Source organism: Paenibacillus sp. RC21 (genome assembly GCF_044907935.1).
Lineage (GTDB): Bacteria > Bacillota > Bacilli > Paenibacillales > Paenibacillaceae > Paenibacillus > Paenibacillus terrae_A.
Map to the genome: position 1 here is coordinate 14,951 of NZ_JBIYCS010000009.1, position 17,509 is coordinate 32,459.

At 44.3% G+C, this 17,509-nt stretch carries 15 protein-coding genes; 8 read left to right on the forward strand and 7 right to left on the reverse strand.

The genetic code is table 11. The features are described from left to right. Nucleotides 1-516, reverse strand: a complete 516-nt coding sequence (locus ABIA61_RS22410; protein WP_404581282.1) for an ABC-three component system middle component 4 — start codon at nt 514-516, stop codon at nt 1-3. After that, a complete protein-coding gene (locus ABIA61_RS22415; protein ID WP_404581283.1) occupies nt 513-1,751 on the reverse strand; it encodes an ABC-three component system protein in 1,239 nt (412 codons plus the stop codon). The genes ABIA61_RS22410 and ABIA61_RS22415 overlap by 4 nt, the downstream gene beginning before the upstream one ends. 1,024 nt (nt 1,752-2,775) lie before the next feature. Here ABIA61_RS22415 and ABIA61_RS22420 point away from each other — a divergent pair. The 8 genes from ABIA61_RS22420 to ABIA61_RS22455 are packed head-to-tail and all read left to right on the forward strand — an operon-like array spanning nt 2,776 to nt 10,726. Then, a complete protein-coding gene (locus ABIA61_RS22420) occupies nt 2,776-4,242 on the forward strand; it encodes a hypothetical protein (RefSeq protein WP_404521689.1) in 1,467 nt (488 codons plus the stop codon). A gap of 20 nt (nt 4,243-4,262) precedes the next feature. Next, a complete protein-coding gene (locus ABIA61_RS22425) occupies nt 4,263-5,366 on the forward strand; it encodes a pentapeptide repeat-containing protein (RefSeq protein ID WP_404581284.1) in 1,104 nt (367 codons plus the stop codon). Between the two features lie 12 nt (nt 5,367-5,378). Next, entirely contained in the window at nt 5,379-5,891 is a 513-nt protein-coding gene (locus ABIA61_RS22430; protein WP_283652849.1) for an imm11 family protein, read from the forward strand. Nucleotides 5,892-5,903: 12 nt separating this feature from the next. Then, on the forward strand, nt 5,904-6,533 hold the full coding sequence (locus ABIA61_RS22435) for a hypothetical protein (protein WP_404581285.1): 630 nt from the start codon (nt 5,904-5,906) through the stop codon (nt 6,531-6,533). A 31-nt stretch (nt 6,534-6,564) separates the two neighbouring features. Continuing rightward, the gene (locus ABIA61_RS22440; protein WP_404581286.1) at nt 6,565-6,789 is read left to right on the forward strand and encodes a PAAR-like protein; all 225 of its coding nucleotides are present in this window, start codon (nt 6,565-6,567) and stop codon (nt 6,787-6,789) included. Continuing rightward, a complete protein-coding gene (locus ABIA61_RS22445; protein WP_404581287.1) occupies nt 6,782-7,033 on the forward strand; it encodes a PAAR-like protein in 252 nt (83 codons plus the stop codon). Before ABIA61_RS22440 ends, ABIA61_RS22445 begins: the two co-directional genes overlap by 8 nt. Nucleotides 7,034-7,058: 25 nt before the next feature. After that, nucleotides 7,059-10,163, forward strand: a complete 3,105-nt coding sequence (locus tag ABIA61_RS22450) for an HNH endonuclease (protein ID WP_404581288.1) — start codon at nt 7,059-7,061, stop codon at nt 10,161-10,163. A 29-nt stretch (nt 10,164-10,192) separates the two neighbouring features. Next, the gene (locus tag ABIA61_RS22455) at nt 10,193-10,726 is read left to right on the forward strand and encodes an SMI1/KNR4 family protein (RefSeq protein ID WP_404521698.1); all 534 of its coding nucleotides are present in this window, start codon (nt 10,193-10,195) and stop codon (nt 10,724-10,726) included. A 639-nt stretch (nt 10,727-11,365) separates the two neighbouring features. Here ABIA61_RS22455 and ABIA61_RS22460 read toward each other — a convergent pair. From ABIA61_RS22460 to ABIA61_RS22480, 5 genes are all read right to left on the reverse strand, one after another. Further along, on the reverse strand, nt 11,366-12,247 hold the full coding sequence (locus tag ABIA61_RS22460; RefSeq protein WP_283652854.1) for a carbohydrate ABC transporter permease: 882 nt from the start codon (nt 12,245-12,247) through the stop codon (nt 11,366-11,368). 56 nt (nt 12,248-12,303) lie between these two features. After that, nucleotides 12,304-13,185: a carbohydrate ABC transporter permease gene (locus ABIA61_RS22465; protein ID WP_283652855.1), complete on the reverse strand. Its 882-nt coding sequence runs from the start codon at nt 13,183-13,185 to the stop codon at nt 12,304-12,306. A 26-nt stretch (nt 13,186-13,211) separates the two neighbouring features. Beyond that, on the reverse strand, nt 13,212-14,555 hold the full coding sequence (locus ABIA61_RS22470; RefSeq protein ID WP_283652856.1) for an extracellular solute-binding protein: 1,344 nt from the start codon (nt 14,553-14,555) through the stop codon (nt 13,212-13,214). A 137-nt stretch (nt 14,556-14,692) separates the two neighbouring features. After that, on the reverse strand, nt 14,693-15,493 hold the full coding sequence (locus ABIA61_RS22475) for a response regulator (RefSeq protein WP_283652857.1): 801 nt from the start codon (nt 15,491-15,493) through the stop codon (nt 14,693-14,695). 2 nt (nt 15,494-15,495) lie between these two features. Next, entirely contained in the window at nt 15,496-17,256 is a 1,761-nt protein-coding gene (locus ABIA61_RS22480; protein WP_404521701.1) for a cache domain-containing sensor histidine kinase, read from the reverse strand. Nucleotides 17,257-17,509: the final 253 nt, after the last annotated feature.

A 17,509-nucleotide genomic window follows, 5' to 3' on the forward strand; every position in this document is an offset into this window, starting at 1 on the left:
TTAGAAAAGCACCCCATAATTAATTGATTTTATAAGCTTCTGCAATTGAGCATTGGACAATTTTTGGAGCGAGACCAAGACTTTACTCAGAGTTCGAGTTCGATTGAAATATGAAGACTCAAGTTCTTCAGCAAATTGATCTCCGCTAGGGGTTGTAAAATAATAAATACGTCCTTCTTTGTCATGTCTAGCTGAAATATATCCTAGATAAAATAGAGAGTACGTGATTCTTTTGATGCTATTAGAGTCATATAAGGATGCTCGGTTTGGATACAAGGATTCAATAGAATCTCGCTCTTCATATCTTAATTCCATTAATCTACCCTGCCCTTCTGCATCCAGTACTCCCTTAAGTAACACAGGATTCCTCAACAGATGATCGTACATAGCTAAACGATCGAGGCTCATAACCAACTTACCTCTCTTGGTATAAGCCAGTTCTTTTATTAAAATTAACAACCTTGCAAGTCTAACATTATATTCATTTTCAGGAATAATAAAAGGTAAGATTGTCATTTTCCTCGTACCTTTCTGAATTCTTCAATTGTTTGAATATCATGACCTTGTGCCCACCACAAATCCTTCTCTAATTTATTCATTAGTTGATGTAACATACCTGTTTTATGAAAACTACTTAACAAAGGAATAGCACATTTGAGCGATTCTGGTTCTTTCATAATTTCATCATGAACATAGGTGACCAAGTGATTACTGTCCTTTAGTTCATTAATCATTAGCTTTCCAAAAGCAACAGAATAAAAGAATTCAATTTTCACATATAACTCAGTCAAAACCTTTATTGCATGATCCCCCTGATTCATAAGGACTTTCCTCATGTATTCTGCATTGAAGAAAGTTTGTTTAGCACTATTCACGTGAATATTATGTACATCGGCAATTAATAAACGAATTACAAAAATTTCGTCGTCCATTTGGCCTTGATCTACAAATTCCTGAACAGTTAATACCGTTTGTTCCGATGCCTCTTTGGAAAATTTTTGTAATATTGATTTTACAGCAACATATACAAGCCTTTCCTTGTTAATTGGTCTAGTAATTGTATTATGATCCTCATCACAAGGCACTCTTTCCGGTTTTTCAACTTGTAACAATACAGCACTCTCTTTTGAAACTACATCATCAAATTGTCCATAAAAGCATACTGTTTTAGGGGTGTTTGAGCTCTCAATCCATGCCCTATTACTTTGTGACAACAACGGGCTTAAAGGGTTGAGATCAACTGCTTGTTTATTTCGAAAAAGCTTTTCACCTAAAGTAGCCCATTCTGATCCAATATGAGGAACCGCCAATGAAATAAACAATTTTACTTGAGGAGTAGTAGGACGTTGCTGCAACTCACTCAATATATAAGACTTTGCTACTAACCCACCCATACTATGTGCGATAATTATAATATTCTCATAAGACTCGCATTGATACTGAATAACTGCTTGAATGAATTCGCCTAATTGTTCAATACCAACATTTCTTCTTGCAGTTCCAGTATTAAAATTAAACATTCGCATTAACTTTTTTGTTTTTGACTTGATACCATATAGATCAATTAGTTTCGTATAATAAGTAATATAAGCAATATCAAACTGCTCTTCGATTCCCTCTTCCTCAAGAAGCATTTTTGGAAATTCTTGTCCATTTTCATTAGCCCATGTTTCCTTACTCCCAGTAAATCCATGTATAAACAAAACTAAATTTTTTCTGTCGTTTTTTGATACAAACTCAATTGTATTCATTTCAACCCTCACCTATCTGCATAGCACTGATTCATACCAGTATTTAAGTCCTATTTCATTATATCTTTAGACCCATGTCGAAAGTAGTCGAAATCTGTTGTCGAATTATATTTTTCAGATACATTCTGATATAAGTAGTATATAAATTGCGGTGCTTTTTACAATCACATACTATAACCCTGATACATTTGGAGTTTTTATAAAAAGCTCACTGTGTACAAATCATACCCAATATAAAATTATTAAACGGGATTATTACTAAATATTCGATAACTAAAGTACATTAGCTGTTAATTATTTAAATCTAAAGATATAAAAAATACCCATAAATAAATGAGGCCACTGAAAAAGTCTCCGCAATAAAATCCGAGCAAAAAACGAGCCTCTAGAATCGCTTCTAAGGCTCGTTTCGCGTTCCGGGAATCATATTTGACCCCCTAAAAATGTTGAATTTCTAAAAAACAAGTAGTTTTTCAGTGGCCTCTAAATAAATATGAGTATTCTTTAGAGAGTTACAAGGTATTTACTTATTACAAGTCGATCCATCGCTTATACATCAATTCTTTACTTCGAACCATCAATATTATCGTCTTCACATGCCTATGAATGTAAATAAAATATGTTCCCGCACTCAGTCCTAAAGCGATTTTCTGAATGCAGGAACATATTCATATTGTCTTCAAACCCTCGTGCATCAATGCTTCTTATCTCGATATATTACTACCACGCACTCCACATGTGTCGAGACGGAGAAAGGATATACTCCCTCTTACCACCTATTATATGCTTTTTTCTACTCTACATTTCCCTCCCATATCACCTGCTTCCAAAAATACACATAGTAAATACCCCAATCAATGGGTCATTCTGTAAAGTTAATCTCTCTTTTAACCGATAAATACATATGTTGGATTTATCAATAACAACATTACTAGCTGGGGATCTCATAATAACATTTACCAAAAACAACTATAGAAGGAGACACCTATGGAAAACATCGTGACGTACGGTCATATCGAAAATCATGCCTTATGAATTCGTTCGCCTTCATGAGCTTAAAATCTTAAAAACAGTCAATGATCATGTCCGAATGATCTGTACAGGCATCATCTCGGAGAAAAAGCGCGAGTTGTATGTACGTGCTTCAGATGAAGAAACTCAGGTCAAAGCTTTTGTTACAGACAAAAATGGCAATCGAAAGCCCCTTTTTCGAGGTATTGCCTTGGATGTGGAGGAAAAAGTCGTTCACGGCGTTCATTACCTGACCGTCGAAGCCATATCTCATACCTATGAGCTAGATATTAAGCGGCATCAACGCTCTTTCCAGAACCCCAAGCTCACCTATACGGGTCTGATCGAAAGTATTGTATCGGACTACTCCAAAGCCGAAGCCATGGATGTTGTGTCCCATAAAAAGCCCATCGGCACCTTTATCATGCAATATGATGAAACCGACTGGCAATTTTTGAAACGGATGGCTTCCCACTTCTACTCTCCACTCATTCCTGCGGTGGGCTATGGAGTGCCGAAGTTTTATTTTGGCTTGCCTATGGGCCTGAGCAAAGGAGAAATACAATCCACCAATTATAAGGTCACCAAACGGGTTGCGGATTTTCAAACCGCCTCTGAAAACCATATCCCCGGCGTGCGTGATGCTGATTTTATCCAGTATGAAGTCGAAACAGAGAAGCTGCTAGAGCCAGGCTATGAAGTAACCTTTCAAGGTCATAAGCTGATCGTAGCTGAGGTGCTAACAGAGATGAAAGATGGGGTGCTGACCCATACTGCCAAGCTGTCGCCACGAAGCGGCTTACGTCCTATTAAAGACTACAATCGCTCCATTATCGGTGCTTCCATTCATGGCAAGGTACGGAGCGTTCGTCGGGACAAGGTCCGCGCCCAGCTCGATATGGACGATCAGCAAGATCCGAACACGGATTACTGGTTTCCCTACTCTACCATTTATGCATCTGCGGATAACACGGGCTGGTATTGTATGCCTGAGGACGGAGACAGCATCCGTATCTATTTCCCCAGCTATAAGGAAGAAGAAGGCTACGCGATCAGCTCGGTTAAAAGAGAACCGCAGCCTTCCGGGGGAAAATCTTCTGCCGCTTCTGGACATGCGACTGCTTCTACTTCGTCTGCCGGAGCAAGGTCTTCTTCGGCATTGTCCGCAGCAGCTCCTGCGCCAGATCGAATGGCTGACCCTGCCATTAAGACACTGCGAACCAAATATGGAAAAGAAATCATGCTCGCCCCGGATCAAATCGTCATCTCAGGTAACGGAATGTCCATTGTCATTAACGATAAAACAGGCATTGATATTGTAAGCGGAAAAAATGTGAGTATTAGCGCGGCCTCCGATATCGTTATGAGTTCCGGCAACATCCAGCTTTCCGCCGGAAAAATTGAGCTGTCTGGTAAAGGCAACACGATTACGCTGGATGACAAAACCACCTTCTCCGGCACGGAAATTAAGATGAACTAACGGAAGGTGAGAACTAGCAGATGGATAAACAAGCGGCGTTACACCATTTTAAAGAGCATCACTTTACACCTTTGCTGGACATTCAGTTGGACATGCTGGAAGCCAAGTTTCATCGCTGCCAAGCTCAACTGATCTCCGACTTTAAAGAATCGTTTAGGGATTTGTGTATACACATTCTAGGCATGCAACAACAAGGTCAAAAAGAAGCGATTGGATATATCCACTATTCTTTCTTGCGCACTCAAATTCTTGAACAATCCTACCTATATATGGTCGAGGCTTATTCTGCTGAATGGTACGAAGATGATTCCGATTGCAAGCTAACCTATGACGCATCATGGGCCTACGCACCGATGAGTGCCATGTTGGAAGCCTTGGAGCAGGAGCGAAAAATATATATGGGGTCGATCACTTCTGTGGACGTTGAACGATTGATGCTGGAATCCGCTCCTTTTTTCCACCAGTTTGTGAACTCCCTCCTGCGCTTAGGGTTGGCAGAAGCCGTTCAAATGCCTGAGTATCTCGCTATTCATAAAACTGATCGTTTAGCCATCCGAACGGGCGAGTACAAGGATATCAGCGAGAATCTATATGTCGAAGATCAGGAAGCGCTTGTTCCAGATGATGTGAGCGAACAATTGATGCAATCCAGTGAAGAAGAACCCTATGTTTACGAAAACCTAAAGCGGCTCTCTCTTCCCCACCTCCACCTGATCCAAAAGGATTTGCGCTATAACGATTTTAGCCACAGTGACTTACGAGAAAGCCAGTTTCACACCTGCATATTGATCGGGAGCATCTGGCAACGAGCGAATCTGGAAGGAGGCAGCTTTCAGGGATGCCTACTGACCGACACGGATTTTAGATATAGCGATTTGAGAGGTGCTAACTTCAGCAGTGCTAGTGGACAGCCACATCGGGAACATGGAGTTCGGGTGCCAGGGCTATGTGGACTGCGTTTTGAACACGCCAATCTGGATGGGGCCGATTTTACGGATGTACATTCGTTTGAACATGCGTATTTTGAGGGGGCTTCGATGCAAGGAACTCTTGTCCCGCGAAAGTACCAACAACATTGGAAGCTGAATGAAGTACAGCGTCAATCCATCGTGTGGACAGAGTAAGGAGGAATGTGTATGCGCCATTATTATGTGCTGGTCGATGACAACCGGATTTCGCGCCATATCGAACCTATAAATACGGTTCTTTTTAAAACACCATTTGTTGGCATGCCCCCGGCTCAGGTTTTAGATGTTCATGCGACAGAAGATGCCGAGTATACAGACTGGCTACCATTTTCAACCTCACAACCGCTATTTTCCGATCCGATGAAACGGATTCTAGAGCTATATAATCCACAAGCCCGTTTTAAACAGTTGTATCTCGTGAACCGGGAACCTAGCCGCCAGGAGTTATATTGGATTCCATCTATTCCCTCCGTGGATGGTATTTCGGAGCAGACTGAATTTTATCCGCATGATCAAACGCTGAAGCGCCTTGTGCTGGATAGTCAAAAGGTGAAAGAACACCATTTTTTTCGACTATCCAACGTGAAGGAACCTTATTTCATCGTTAGCTTGGAGGCTGCTGAAAGCTTGCTTCGTCGGAGTTTGAGTGGTTTTCGGCTACAAAAGCTAGAACTCTTATAAGGAGGTTCAACCTTGACGGAGCATTGGGATGAATTTTTTTTGAAGCTGCATTATCAACAAACGTTGAAAGAGCAATTAAGTACAGCGGAGAACGATGAAAGCTGGATGCTGGTATCTATTGAAGAAGCGATAAAGGGAATTTTGAAAGGCTCACTAGCCCTTCCGGATGAACAGGAAATCCGGTTTCAAACCCTTCCTGTCTTCGAGGATCAACTCACCATATCCCTGCCGGATTCTCTCATTCCAGAAGCTCGTGCTAGGCAGACGATAGACCCATCGAAAAGCTTCGTCGTTCAAGACAAGCTGGACGGAATCCTGTTCGGACTGCACCAAAGTGGGCAAGATCTGGACCCCACGCAAATAGAAATCTATCAACAACAGATGATTGAGCAAACGAGTCGTGTACAACCTGCGATGAAGCTGGTGGACGAAAAAGTTCTACCTATTCAAGACGCGATCATCGGCTGCTATGAATCTATTTTTCTAGTTTCCCCCTCCCCTTATTATCAGATTGCCTTTGTGCGCTCCTGGCGTGGCAAGGCTGTGATCGGGAGTTGCCAATTTAAGCTGGAGGATGCCCCCCTATGGGTCCCCTTAACCTATGCCATGCTGCACACCGCGACATGGTCGGAGCTTTCTTAAATGTTTACCTTTTATCCAAGGAGGTGTTTATATGTTTTTACCCCTACTTATTAAGGCACTGGCCCAAGGTGCGCTCAGCGGAGAGCATTCCTATGTGGTCAGAGGAGCCAAGTTACAGTGCAGCCAAGGTACAGACCCGGGTGTGCTCAATACGATGTACAGCCACGGCGTCTACATTAAAGATAAACCCGTCCTGAGCGTGGACGATGCCATTTGTGGAGCCAATATTAGCAAAATCAATGCTTTTGGTGTGTAAATTGAAGCAGGGTCTTCCCTGTGAACCGGAAATTGCGTTTGGATCCAAGTGGACAGGCGGAAAAGAGGATGTGTTGATCGAAGGGGCCCCTGCCCTGCTCAGTAATTCAACCTTAATGTGTAGCTGCACAGGTGTACAAGAGGCGATATCCTCCTTTTTTGCTGGAGGCAGCACGGACAATTCCGCCACGGGATCGGGTGGTGGAGGCATCATCTCCATTACAGACGACGGACAGGATGGCTGATTTTATCAAGCAAGGAGAGTAAGGGATGAGCATCGTAGCGAAAGACCGCTTTACCTATCAGCACTTACATGTCACTTGGCCCTATGGCAAGCTGCGTCTTACGCACGTCCACATGAGTCATGAGCTGGGAGAACATGCCAGACTGGTGATCACAGGCAGCTTGGAAGCCGATCAAGCAGACACGATTATTACTAAAGCAAGCAGTGACGATAAGATCGAACTCTGGTATTCGGATGCCAAGGAACGGAAACATCCCTTATTTATGGGGCAATTGTACTGCGTAGATGTACAACACCTGCATCAAGAGATCGTGGTTAATCTCGATGTCATTTCTCATAGTTTCAAACTGGATACGCAGCTCAAAAACCGTTCTTTTCAACACATCCATCAAACGTATGCGGAGATTGTAGATGCAGTACTGGCCGATTATAAAGGCTCGGACAAGATTGATGAAGCTTTTGAGAAAAAAGAGACTGGTCAGTTCATCATGCAGTATCAGGAGACAGATTGGACTTTTTTAAAACGTCTGGCTTCGCATGTGGGAGCCCTTCTCGTTCCTAATATCGTTTCACACCATGCGCAAATTTGGATCGGTATTCCTCAGGGCAGACAGCATATTCAATTGAAAGAGGTTCCTTTTACGTTACAGCGCAAGATCGCTCCCTATCTGGATCAGGAGGCGAACGGCTGGAAATCGGCCACGATTGGAGATTACACCCGCTATACCTTTGAGTGGGATCACATGCTGCAACTGGGAGATGAAGTCGAGCGCAATCACGAAACCTACGTCATCACCAAACGTGAAGGCCAACTGATTCGTGGCTTGATGACTTGGTCGTATGAATGCGCGTTGTCGGCGGGCTTGAAGGTCCCTAAAATATATAATCGAACCATCATTGGTGCGGCTATTGAAGGAAAAATACTGGAGGTCAGCCGAAATCAGGTTCGATTGCATTTGGATATGGACGATCAGCAAAGTCCTCATGAGGCTCAGTGGTTCCCCTATTCTGCCGAAGGTAATCAGGTCTGGTATCTGATGCCGGAAAAAGGCGCACAGGTGAAGCTGTATTTTCCAAGTGCAGACGAAGATGATGCGATGGTCATTCAATCCGTGCGGACGAAACCATCGGGTGCTGCGGCCCCTTCCTCTCACACCGCTCAAGGCGCCGTGGTCGAATCACCTGCAGAACGCCACCAGCGTAAAACAGCCGATCCCGGGGTCAAATCCTTTGCGAATCCGCAGGGAAAAGAAATTTCCTTGGGCAACTCCGAGCTGTCGATGAGTGCGCAGGAAGGATCGCTGTACATCTCCATGAATGCCCATCATGGCGTGAGCCTGAACAGTACCCAACGTATACAAATTCAAGCTACCGGCAGCCTTAGTCTTTCAGCAGGAAGCATCCTCCTGAAAGGAACCAACGGCTTACACCTGAATACAACCACCGATACGCTGGATTTGGAACAGGAAGTCAACAGCGTGAGCGCTGAAATCCAGCTCAAAGCTTCCCTCCATCAATACTACCCTGAGCCGCTGTTGTCTGATTTTGAGAAGCAGGTCGCTGAAAAAGGTATCCAAAGTGTGATGGGAGCACGCGTGAAGGAGAATGTAGGCTCCACGCTCAAGGGAGAATGGGATGCGGGTGTAGAATTTGTAACAGGCGTATGGGATATGGTTGTCGATGTAGCAGATATGGGAGTCATGGTGGCTACTCCTTTCGTCATGCCGGGTAACGTCACCGGGAAAGGTTTTCTGGAGCGTAATGAGACACTTGAAGGTATTAAGCATGCAGGAGGATATATTGCGGAAACGGTCACCTTTCAAAAATCAGGGAACGAACTTCTCAATGACGGGAAAAAGGCTTGGGATGGTTTTACAGAACCTCTTGTGAAAAAGTGGAACAATTTTATTCCAAACCCGCTGACAGACACGAAGCAAGAAAGTTATGATGCAGGGTATGACAGCATAAAAGCTGTGGAGCGTGGAGTGGATGTCATTACAATCGTCAAGGGAGGAGCCAAACTCACTAAAAATTTAGGAAAGCTAGGCAAAGAAGAAGCCTCTTTATCTAAAGGACTCAAAGATGTTGAAGAAAAGAACGGTGGAAAAGGTGGAACGCCGGGATTATTCGGGGATACAGCGAAAGCCGACTCTGCTCTAGCGAAGGCCGGAGATGGAAAATTCAAAACGAACGCCCTCCGCCTCCCGACCAATTTCGAATCCTTGGGGAGTTACTTGCAGAGTGTAGCCCGAAAGATGAATATCCGTATAACTAAAAAATCACCGATCCTCGCAACTAATGCAGGTCATTATAAGTTTCATGATCTGGGTCCTGATGTCCCTCATTCCAAAGCGGGTGCGAAGGTTTCGCCTGAGAGACAAAAACAGATTGATGCGTTAGAATCAGGAGAGTACACAGGTAAGAGCACTAAAACGCTGGAGAAACACGATTACATTCCTGACGATGTAAAAGACATAGTTAAACAAGTTAAAACTAAAGGTACTTTAAGAGAAGGAATTGATTCCAACGGTAAAGTAGTTAAAAGGTGGATAGTTCCAAACGGATTTGAAAGTGTTGAGGATTTACTTAAAAAAGCGAGGGATGGGAAAGTGGATGTTACAAAATGGGGCTATACTAATGTGCAAAAATTAGAAGAATCAGTGAACAATCTTCAAAGTAATTATCTTAACAACCCTAAGTATAAACGTCCTAATGTTTTAAATTCAGGCAATGCAGGAGCAATATTTAAAGGCGTGGAATTCGATCCATTAGGTTTCCCTATATTCGACAAAAAATATATCAAATTTGAAATATCCTTACTAGAGAGTCACACATCAAAACATCTACTGAATATGTCTCGACCTAACCATTTACAAGCTTCAACAAAGTTATACTGTGAAAAGCTAAAACTGGAGGCAAAAGCAGCGAATTTGGATTTAAACACATATTTAGAAGATGTATTAAAATATGATAAGAAACAAATACGTGCCATTATAAAAGGGGATGATAAAATACCTGGCTTTACTTGGCATCACCATCAAGAAACAGGAAGAATGCAGTTGGTAGATGAGAATGTTCATGGTAAAGTAAATCATACGGGTGGAAATAAAATATGGGGTAATGGCGATTAACCTCTAATAAATTAGAAGGGAGAACTACAATGGGATATGAGCTAAAATGGTCTGATAATATAAATTTAGATGAAAGCAAATTGAGAGGTCTTGAGGAGCGATGGAATATCAACTTTCCTAAAGAGTACGTAGAAATTGTGCTAAATCATGATGGATCAGTACCATATATAATAGATCAAAATGGTGAAGAGATGACGGGCGTTGTAGAAGTACCTGGGAAATTCACATGGTCTATACAACTATTATCTTTAATAGAAAAAGAAGTTCTTGGAGAAGTAATTTCTCCAATTGAACTAGCGTACGATACTTTAAGTGAGGCGTTACCGAAAAATATATTTCCCTTTGCTATTAATGGATCTGGTGATAAATTTTTATTTGATTACCGGAAAGATAAAAATGAACCGGAAATTTTGTTTCAAAACCATGAGGATTTAATCTTGGAAAGTGAAATAACCGAAGAGGAATTAGAAGAAAAATCACTTGAAGACTGGCAGGACGAAACATTAGATTTTGTATGTGAATCATTCGCAGCTTTTCTTAAATTAATTTCTCCTAGAGACTAAAAGGATAACTCTTTAAAGCTACTGCCTAAACATAGCTATAAATAATTGAACTCAGTATTAGATTCGGGAGTGAATTATCAGAGAAATCATTATTAAATATTATTTATTAGATTCATTTACTTCTTTATTTAATACGAGTCACTCTAAAATTTTGAAATTCCATTCCAATTTGAATTATTAGAGGAATGGAATTTTTTTCAATTTAAAGAAATAAAAAAAAGCCCCCACCAATCTACCTACCAAAAACAATCACTTGCCCCTCCCCATTAGAGTTAACACGGGAGGGGAAGCACTCAATGTCAAATTGGCCAAATTGGTTTTAAGAAGCAATACGCCAACGTCTTTATCAGTTAGAATTAGCCAGTGAGCAACAGGCTATCAGCTAAGTCAGAACAAACAGAGTCCATGTATACCACAGATATCTACAAAATCCACTTTTTCATTTAAACCTGCTTTAATATTTAAATCAGGACAGAATCATTTATGTATTTCCTTCAACTCAAACTAGACTCGTATAAAAATGCACCCCCTAGCATTCATCGGACAAACCAGGAGGTTTATTCCAAAGTCTACTCTAGAGGGTGCTCTTCAAATCCAACAAGGGAATTTGTGTCCTGGTAGCCCTTTACCCCTTACTCTTTACCCTTTTACCGACCCGGCTGCGATCCCTTCAACAATCCGGTCACTCATGATGAGGAACACCAGCAAAATGGGCAAAATGCTGATCATTAACGTAGCTCCGATAGCTCCCCAGTCGGTCGTATATTGTCCGATAAAGTTCTGGACACCAACGGTTAGCGTTTTGTTTTCGTCCGAGCTAATGAACGTATTGACGAAAATAAACTCATTCCAGTTATAGATCATGTTAATGATGGCTGTCGTTGCCATGACCGGGGTCGTCATGGGCAGCACAATCCGGAAGAACATCCGGTTGACAGTGCAGCCGTCCATAACGGCCGCTTCTTCCACTTCCCGGGGCAATGCGTAATAGAATCCCAGCAAGATCATCATCGTTGTAGGCAGATTAAAAGCGATATACGACAGGATGATGGACAGCGGCGTGTCTGTCAGATGCAGCTTGAGAAACATACTGAACAACGGAATCAAGGTGGCATGGACCGGAATCATCAGTCCGACCATAAAGAGTCCGAGGACCAACTGGCTTCCTTTCCAGCGCATACGTGTAATCGCAAACGTTACAAAGCTGGCCAAAAGCACCGTCAGCGCCACGGATATTACCGTAATCCACACACTATTGATAAAATACCTCCCAATATTGCCGCTGGTCCACACATTCATATAATTTTCCCAATGCGGCTGGGGCGGGAGTGCAAACGGTGGAAGATTAAACACTTCCTGATTATTTTTAAGCGAGAAAAGCATCAGCCACAGCAGCGGTAAAAGCTGCGTCACCGCCAAGATGATCAAAAGTGTATACAAAGCGGCATAACCGACCCGAGTTAACATTCTGTCACGGGTAGCGACTCCAAGCGGATAGCTGGCGGCTGCCTGGGTTTTCATATCCGTTCCTCCCTCTTCCTGTCCTTTGTTACCCATGATCTATTTGCATGACCGTATTATGAATACTGGATGGTGTCACTCGAAGCCGTAACCTTGCGGATCAGCCACGTAGCGACCAGACAGATGAACAACAGGGCAAAGGCTGTAGCGCTGCCATATCCGAAATCAAAGCTGCGGAACGCCTGGTGGTACATGTAAGAAGCCATCACTTCACTGGCTCCGTTCGGCCCACCGTCAGTCATGACGTAGATCAGGTCAAAATATTTGAGCGAGCCAACAATGGACAATATGATCGTGACGTTAAGCACCTCGCGCAGCAGGGGCAATTTGATACGAGTCGCAATCTGCCAGGCACTGGCTCCGTCGATCCGGGCAGCCTCCACCAGCGTTTCGGGGATGTTTTTCAGCCCGGCATAATAGATCAGAATATAAAAGCCTGCATATTGCCAAATGATCGGGATGAACAGGGCAGGCAGCACCAGAGACGGATTAGCCAGCCATTCGGGCAGATTGTGGACTCCGACCGACGTCAGTAAGGAATTCAGCACTCCATTCGTCGGATGATATATTTTGAGCCACAATTGCGCGATAGCTACAGAAGACAATAGCATGGGGATCAGATAAATTTTCCGCAGCAGATTCGCTCCCTTGATTTTTCCTGACAAAATCATCGCAATGACCAGATAACCGATCAGACTGACACCTGAAAACAAAGCCAGCAGCAGCGAGTGCCAAGCACTTTGCCAGAACGCCGTGTCTGTGAACAAACGTTGATAGTTGTCCAGCCCTACGAAAGTCATAGAGCCTATTCCATTCCATTGATTCAGGCCGTAATAGGCAGTGAGCACAATGGGCACATAAATCACAGTGAGTAACAGCAGCAGGGAAGGCAACACATACAGAGCAATGACAAGCTTATTGGACATGACCTTTTCCACGGCCCAACCTCCTTATGTGCTCAATTTCAATTTCCTTTCTGAATGGCAGCCTTATGCTGATCGGCAAATTGTTGTGGTGTCACGGCTTTACCAAACAACGCCTGAATCATATTCAAATGTACCTGCGCCGCATTCGGCTTCATCTGTACATCGGCGAACAATGTAATGCTGCTGGCTTGATTCAGCTCATTCAGCAAATCGACATACAGCTTAGGCAAATTTCCTTTGGAGGTGTCCACCTTCGTCGCCGGAATAACTCCCGCCTGCGTTACCGATTGCTCACCCCATTTGACCACGAAATACTCAACAAAAGCTTTGGCCTCTTCCTTCACCTTGGAATTTTCCGAAACGAACAAGCCTACTCCCGGACCTCCTACCCAGCTGTCCACGTTGCCCTTGCCGCCTGCAACCATCGGAAATTTAAAGAAGCCCATTTGGTCTTTAAATGTTTGCGGGATTGCGGGATTGGTCGTAAAATTCGGTAATTCCCAAGTACCCATTAAATACATTGCCGCCTTGTCGTTCATAAATTCGGATTTTCCTTCATCATTAGACAAGCCGTTAAATCCTTTGTTAAAGGCATTCATATCCACGAGCGTCTGGATTTCGGATGCCGCCTGAATTAAACCAGGGTCATCGAACGATCCTGAGCCGTCAATTGCTTTTTTCAGCGTCTCGTTACCTGCTATACGATCCGCCAGATACATATACCAGAGCGAGCCGGTCCAGCGGTCTTTATTGCCCAGTGCAATCGGTGCAACTCCATGATCTGCAAGTGTTTTCACTACTTGCTTAAATTCGTCAAATGTTGCAGGTACTTTCAGGCTGTATTTTTGGAATATGGATTTGTTGTAGTAAATGGGTGAAATATTTAATTCGATCGGAAGCGCATACGTTTTTCCATTCAGCGCATAGGCTTCGGTCGTTCCCGGTACGAATTTGTCCTTTAGCTTGGAGCCATTCAACAGGTCATCCATTGGCGTAAATAATCCGCCTTTAACGTAAGGCTCCATAAAGCCCGCTGCCCAGGTAATACCGATATCCGGCAATTCATTGGAAGCCGACAGCACTTTGAGCTTATTTTTGTATTGTTCATTTTCCAGCACTTCCTGCTGAATGACGACATTCGGATGATCCTTTTGGTATTGATCTATAATCTGGGTCACAAGCTTGCTCTGCTGTGCCGAGCTTCCCTCTGGCCACAGGTGCATCATTTTGAGCGTAATCTTCCCGCCTTCTCCATTGGAACCCCCTTTGCCATCCTTACCAACACCACAACCGGATAGCACCAGCATCAAGGATAGCATCAGGGTCAACCCAGCAACCCATTTTCGATGTGAGCGCTTACGTAAACCATACTCGTTGGACATCGTTAGACCTCCGTTGTTGTAATTTTATTTTTTGTAACCGTTATCATTTGTAAGTTTAGCACTCCATTCCAGCTTCCAACAGGGTACACTGATTGGGTATAATTCCACTTTTATTGGGTTATGAGCTGCCTATGCTGTCAGTGAATATCCTGTGGCCCTTTACGCATCTGCTGCCTGTAGCGGCTGGGACTTACCCCCTCGGTCGCTTTGAACACTTTAATAAAATATTTATCTGTCCGGTAGCCTGAACGCTCTCCGATTTGCGCAATCGTCAACTGGCTATGCAGCAGCAGCTCCTTGGCCCGTTGGATCCGCAGTCGATGCAGATATTCGCTGAAGGACAAACCGATTTGCTCCTTGAACAAAACACTGAAATAGCTGGCATTCAGGTGTACATGCGCGGCAGTCTGCGCCATCGTAACGGATTCGTGAAGATGCTCCGCCATATAGATGAAGGCACGCCGTATCGGATCACTAAGAGTAGCCGCTTGGAGGTCAAGCTCCAGCAGAACAGGGTCAGCCAGCTTTTCGAGCTTCTCATACCGCTGTCTTTCCTCCTCCAGCCGGAGCGCCTCATCTACCGCTTTCAGCAGCTCCTGCTTATCAATCGGCTTGAGCAAATAATTGACAGCTCCCAGACGAAGAGCCTGCTGGACATAATCAAATTCTGCATATCCCGAGATGACAATGATCGCCGGCCGACGTGAATCCCGTTCCAGGGAACGGATTAAATCCAGTCCGCTGAATTCCGGCAACCGGACATCCGTAATCAGCAAATGAACCGTTTCCGCCCGCAGCATTTGTAATGCTTGCAAACCATCTGCCGCTGTCACAATCCGGTATTTTCCGGCGGCCCATTGCTCCAGTGTCTGGTGTATCCCCTGACGTGTTCTCTGTTCATCGTCTACAATGACAATGGTTTTGGATGAAACACTCATTCCTACCGCCCTCCGTATTCATCAGGAATTTCAAAAGCCACCACAGTTCCTTCCTGCACAGCACTATGTATCAGCAAACCATTCGTTGGATCAGATGCACTCTCATAATAGAGGGCAAGCCTGCGCTGCACATTAACCAGCCCCATACCAGTCCCCTTGCTCTGGCAGGCCGATCCCCCCGTCAGCGCTGCACGCACAGCCGCAAGTTCCTCCGGTGTCATGCCAGGTCCGTCATCTATGACCGCGATCTTGGTCCAGCCCGGTTTTACCGCAGGAGTGACACGGATTTCAACACAGCCGTTGCCGATACGATTTTCGATGCCATGCAAAATGGCATTCTCCAGAATGGGTTGGATCAGCAGCTTAGGAAGCGGAATTTGGGCCGCCTCCAGAGGCATATGAATTTGCCAGCTCAGACGTTCACCCAGACGCATCTCCATCAGTTCCAGATAACGGCGGACTTGTGCCATTTCTCCCCCGAGTGTCACCCAAGAGTCATGGTGAGCCGGTTCGATAATATAACGAAACAGCCGTGACATGGACACCATTAGCCCGGCAAGCTCCTCCTCTCCTTTTTCCTGTAGCGACCAGTTAAAAGCATCCAGCGTATTAAAAAGAAAATGCGGGTTGATCTGTGCCTGCAGCGCTTTAAGCTCGGTTTGGCTTTGCAAAACCTCCTTCTCGCAAATGACACGGATCAATTCATTAATGTCGACAATCATCGTGTTGTACTCTACATTCAATTCCCGCAGTTCGACCGCTGATGCCGGTTCTGGATTCAGGGTCAATGCCCCTTGCCGTGAACGACGCATCGCCTGAATCAAATGACCTATCGGTCTGGTAATCAACGTAGACAGCATAAAAGACATGAATAGGAATAACACTGCACCAAGAGACGCGGAGATGATAAGTGTAGTCCGTAAAACCGTAATTCCGTCTGTGACGACGCTAACCGGAATCAGGATCAGCAGCGACCATCCGGTTCGCTCCGATTGCTGGACCGCCTTCACATATTCCCGCTCTCCAATATGAACCGTCTGTGTCTTGCTGTGCAGTACACCTGACAAATCCGTCTGGTTCAAAGGTTCACCCGACAGCAGTTGGCCCTGACGATCTACAAGCAACATGGTTTCATCCGCTTCTTCATTGACCGCTGACGCATCATTCAGCCTGAAATAACTGCGCTCCATGCGGGTAATCAGATATCCTCCGCGTGAAAACCAGCGATCCACCAGGCTCACCTGCCGAATCGCCAGCAGCGACCGGGAGTCCTCGGGATCAATGCCGATCCAGACTAATCTTCCTTTCATCTGATTCGCTTCCCGGATGTCCGCTTGTCCGATGCGGTCCTCCAAACTGCCCTCCCTAATCGGAAACAACATCTTCCCTTCGGCGGTATACAGCTCCAGCGAGCCGACACTCGGCATATAAGCCTGATAGCTATGCATCATTTGCAGTAGTGATTGACGCTGCCGAAAAGACACCTTCCCCCCGTTGCGCTCCTCCAGCAAAATATGCTGAACAGACGGATGATTTGCCACCTGTTCCGTCAGGCTGTCCATTTGGCCGATTAATGCATCCAGCCTGCCGCTCGCTTGTACCGCGGTCTGACCAATATGCCGCTCGGCACTGTTTTTCAACAGGTGAGAGACATTGAGATAAATGAATGCCCCCGCCACACTCATCATAATGAGCATTACCAATATAAAGCCGATAAAAATCTGATTACGCAATGTGTTTAATGGTTGGAACCTTGAACGCATATGCCTTCTCCCCCTGGATCATCGCAGCAAAATGGATAATGATAACGCTTTCTATTTTCTATTCTATCGCATCGTTCCCCTATGTTGGTGTATTTTTAGTAGAGATTAATTAAAATGGCAGGAATGATAGGAAATAGAAAGTCACAGGGTAATCGACAACATGAGGGTACTCTCTGAATAGATTACGTTCGATAAACACACAAATTTGCAATATGGTTATTCTTATTTGCCACAGGCAGTTATACGTATTAAA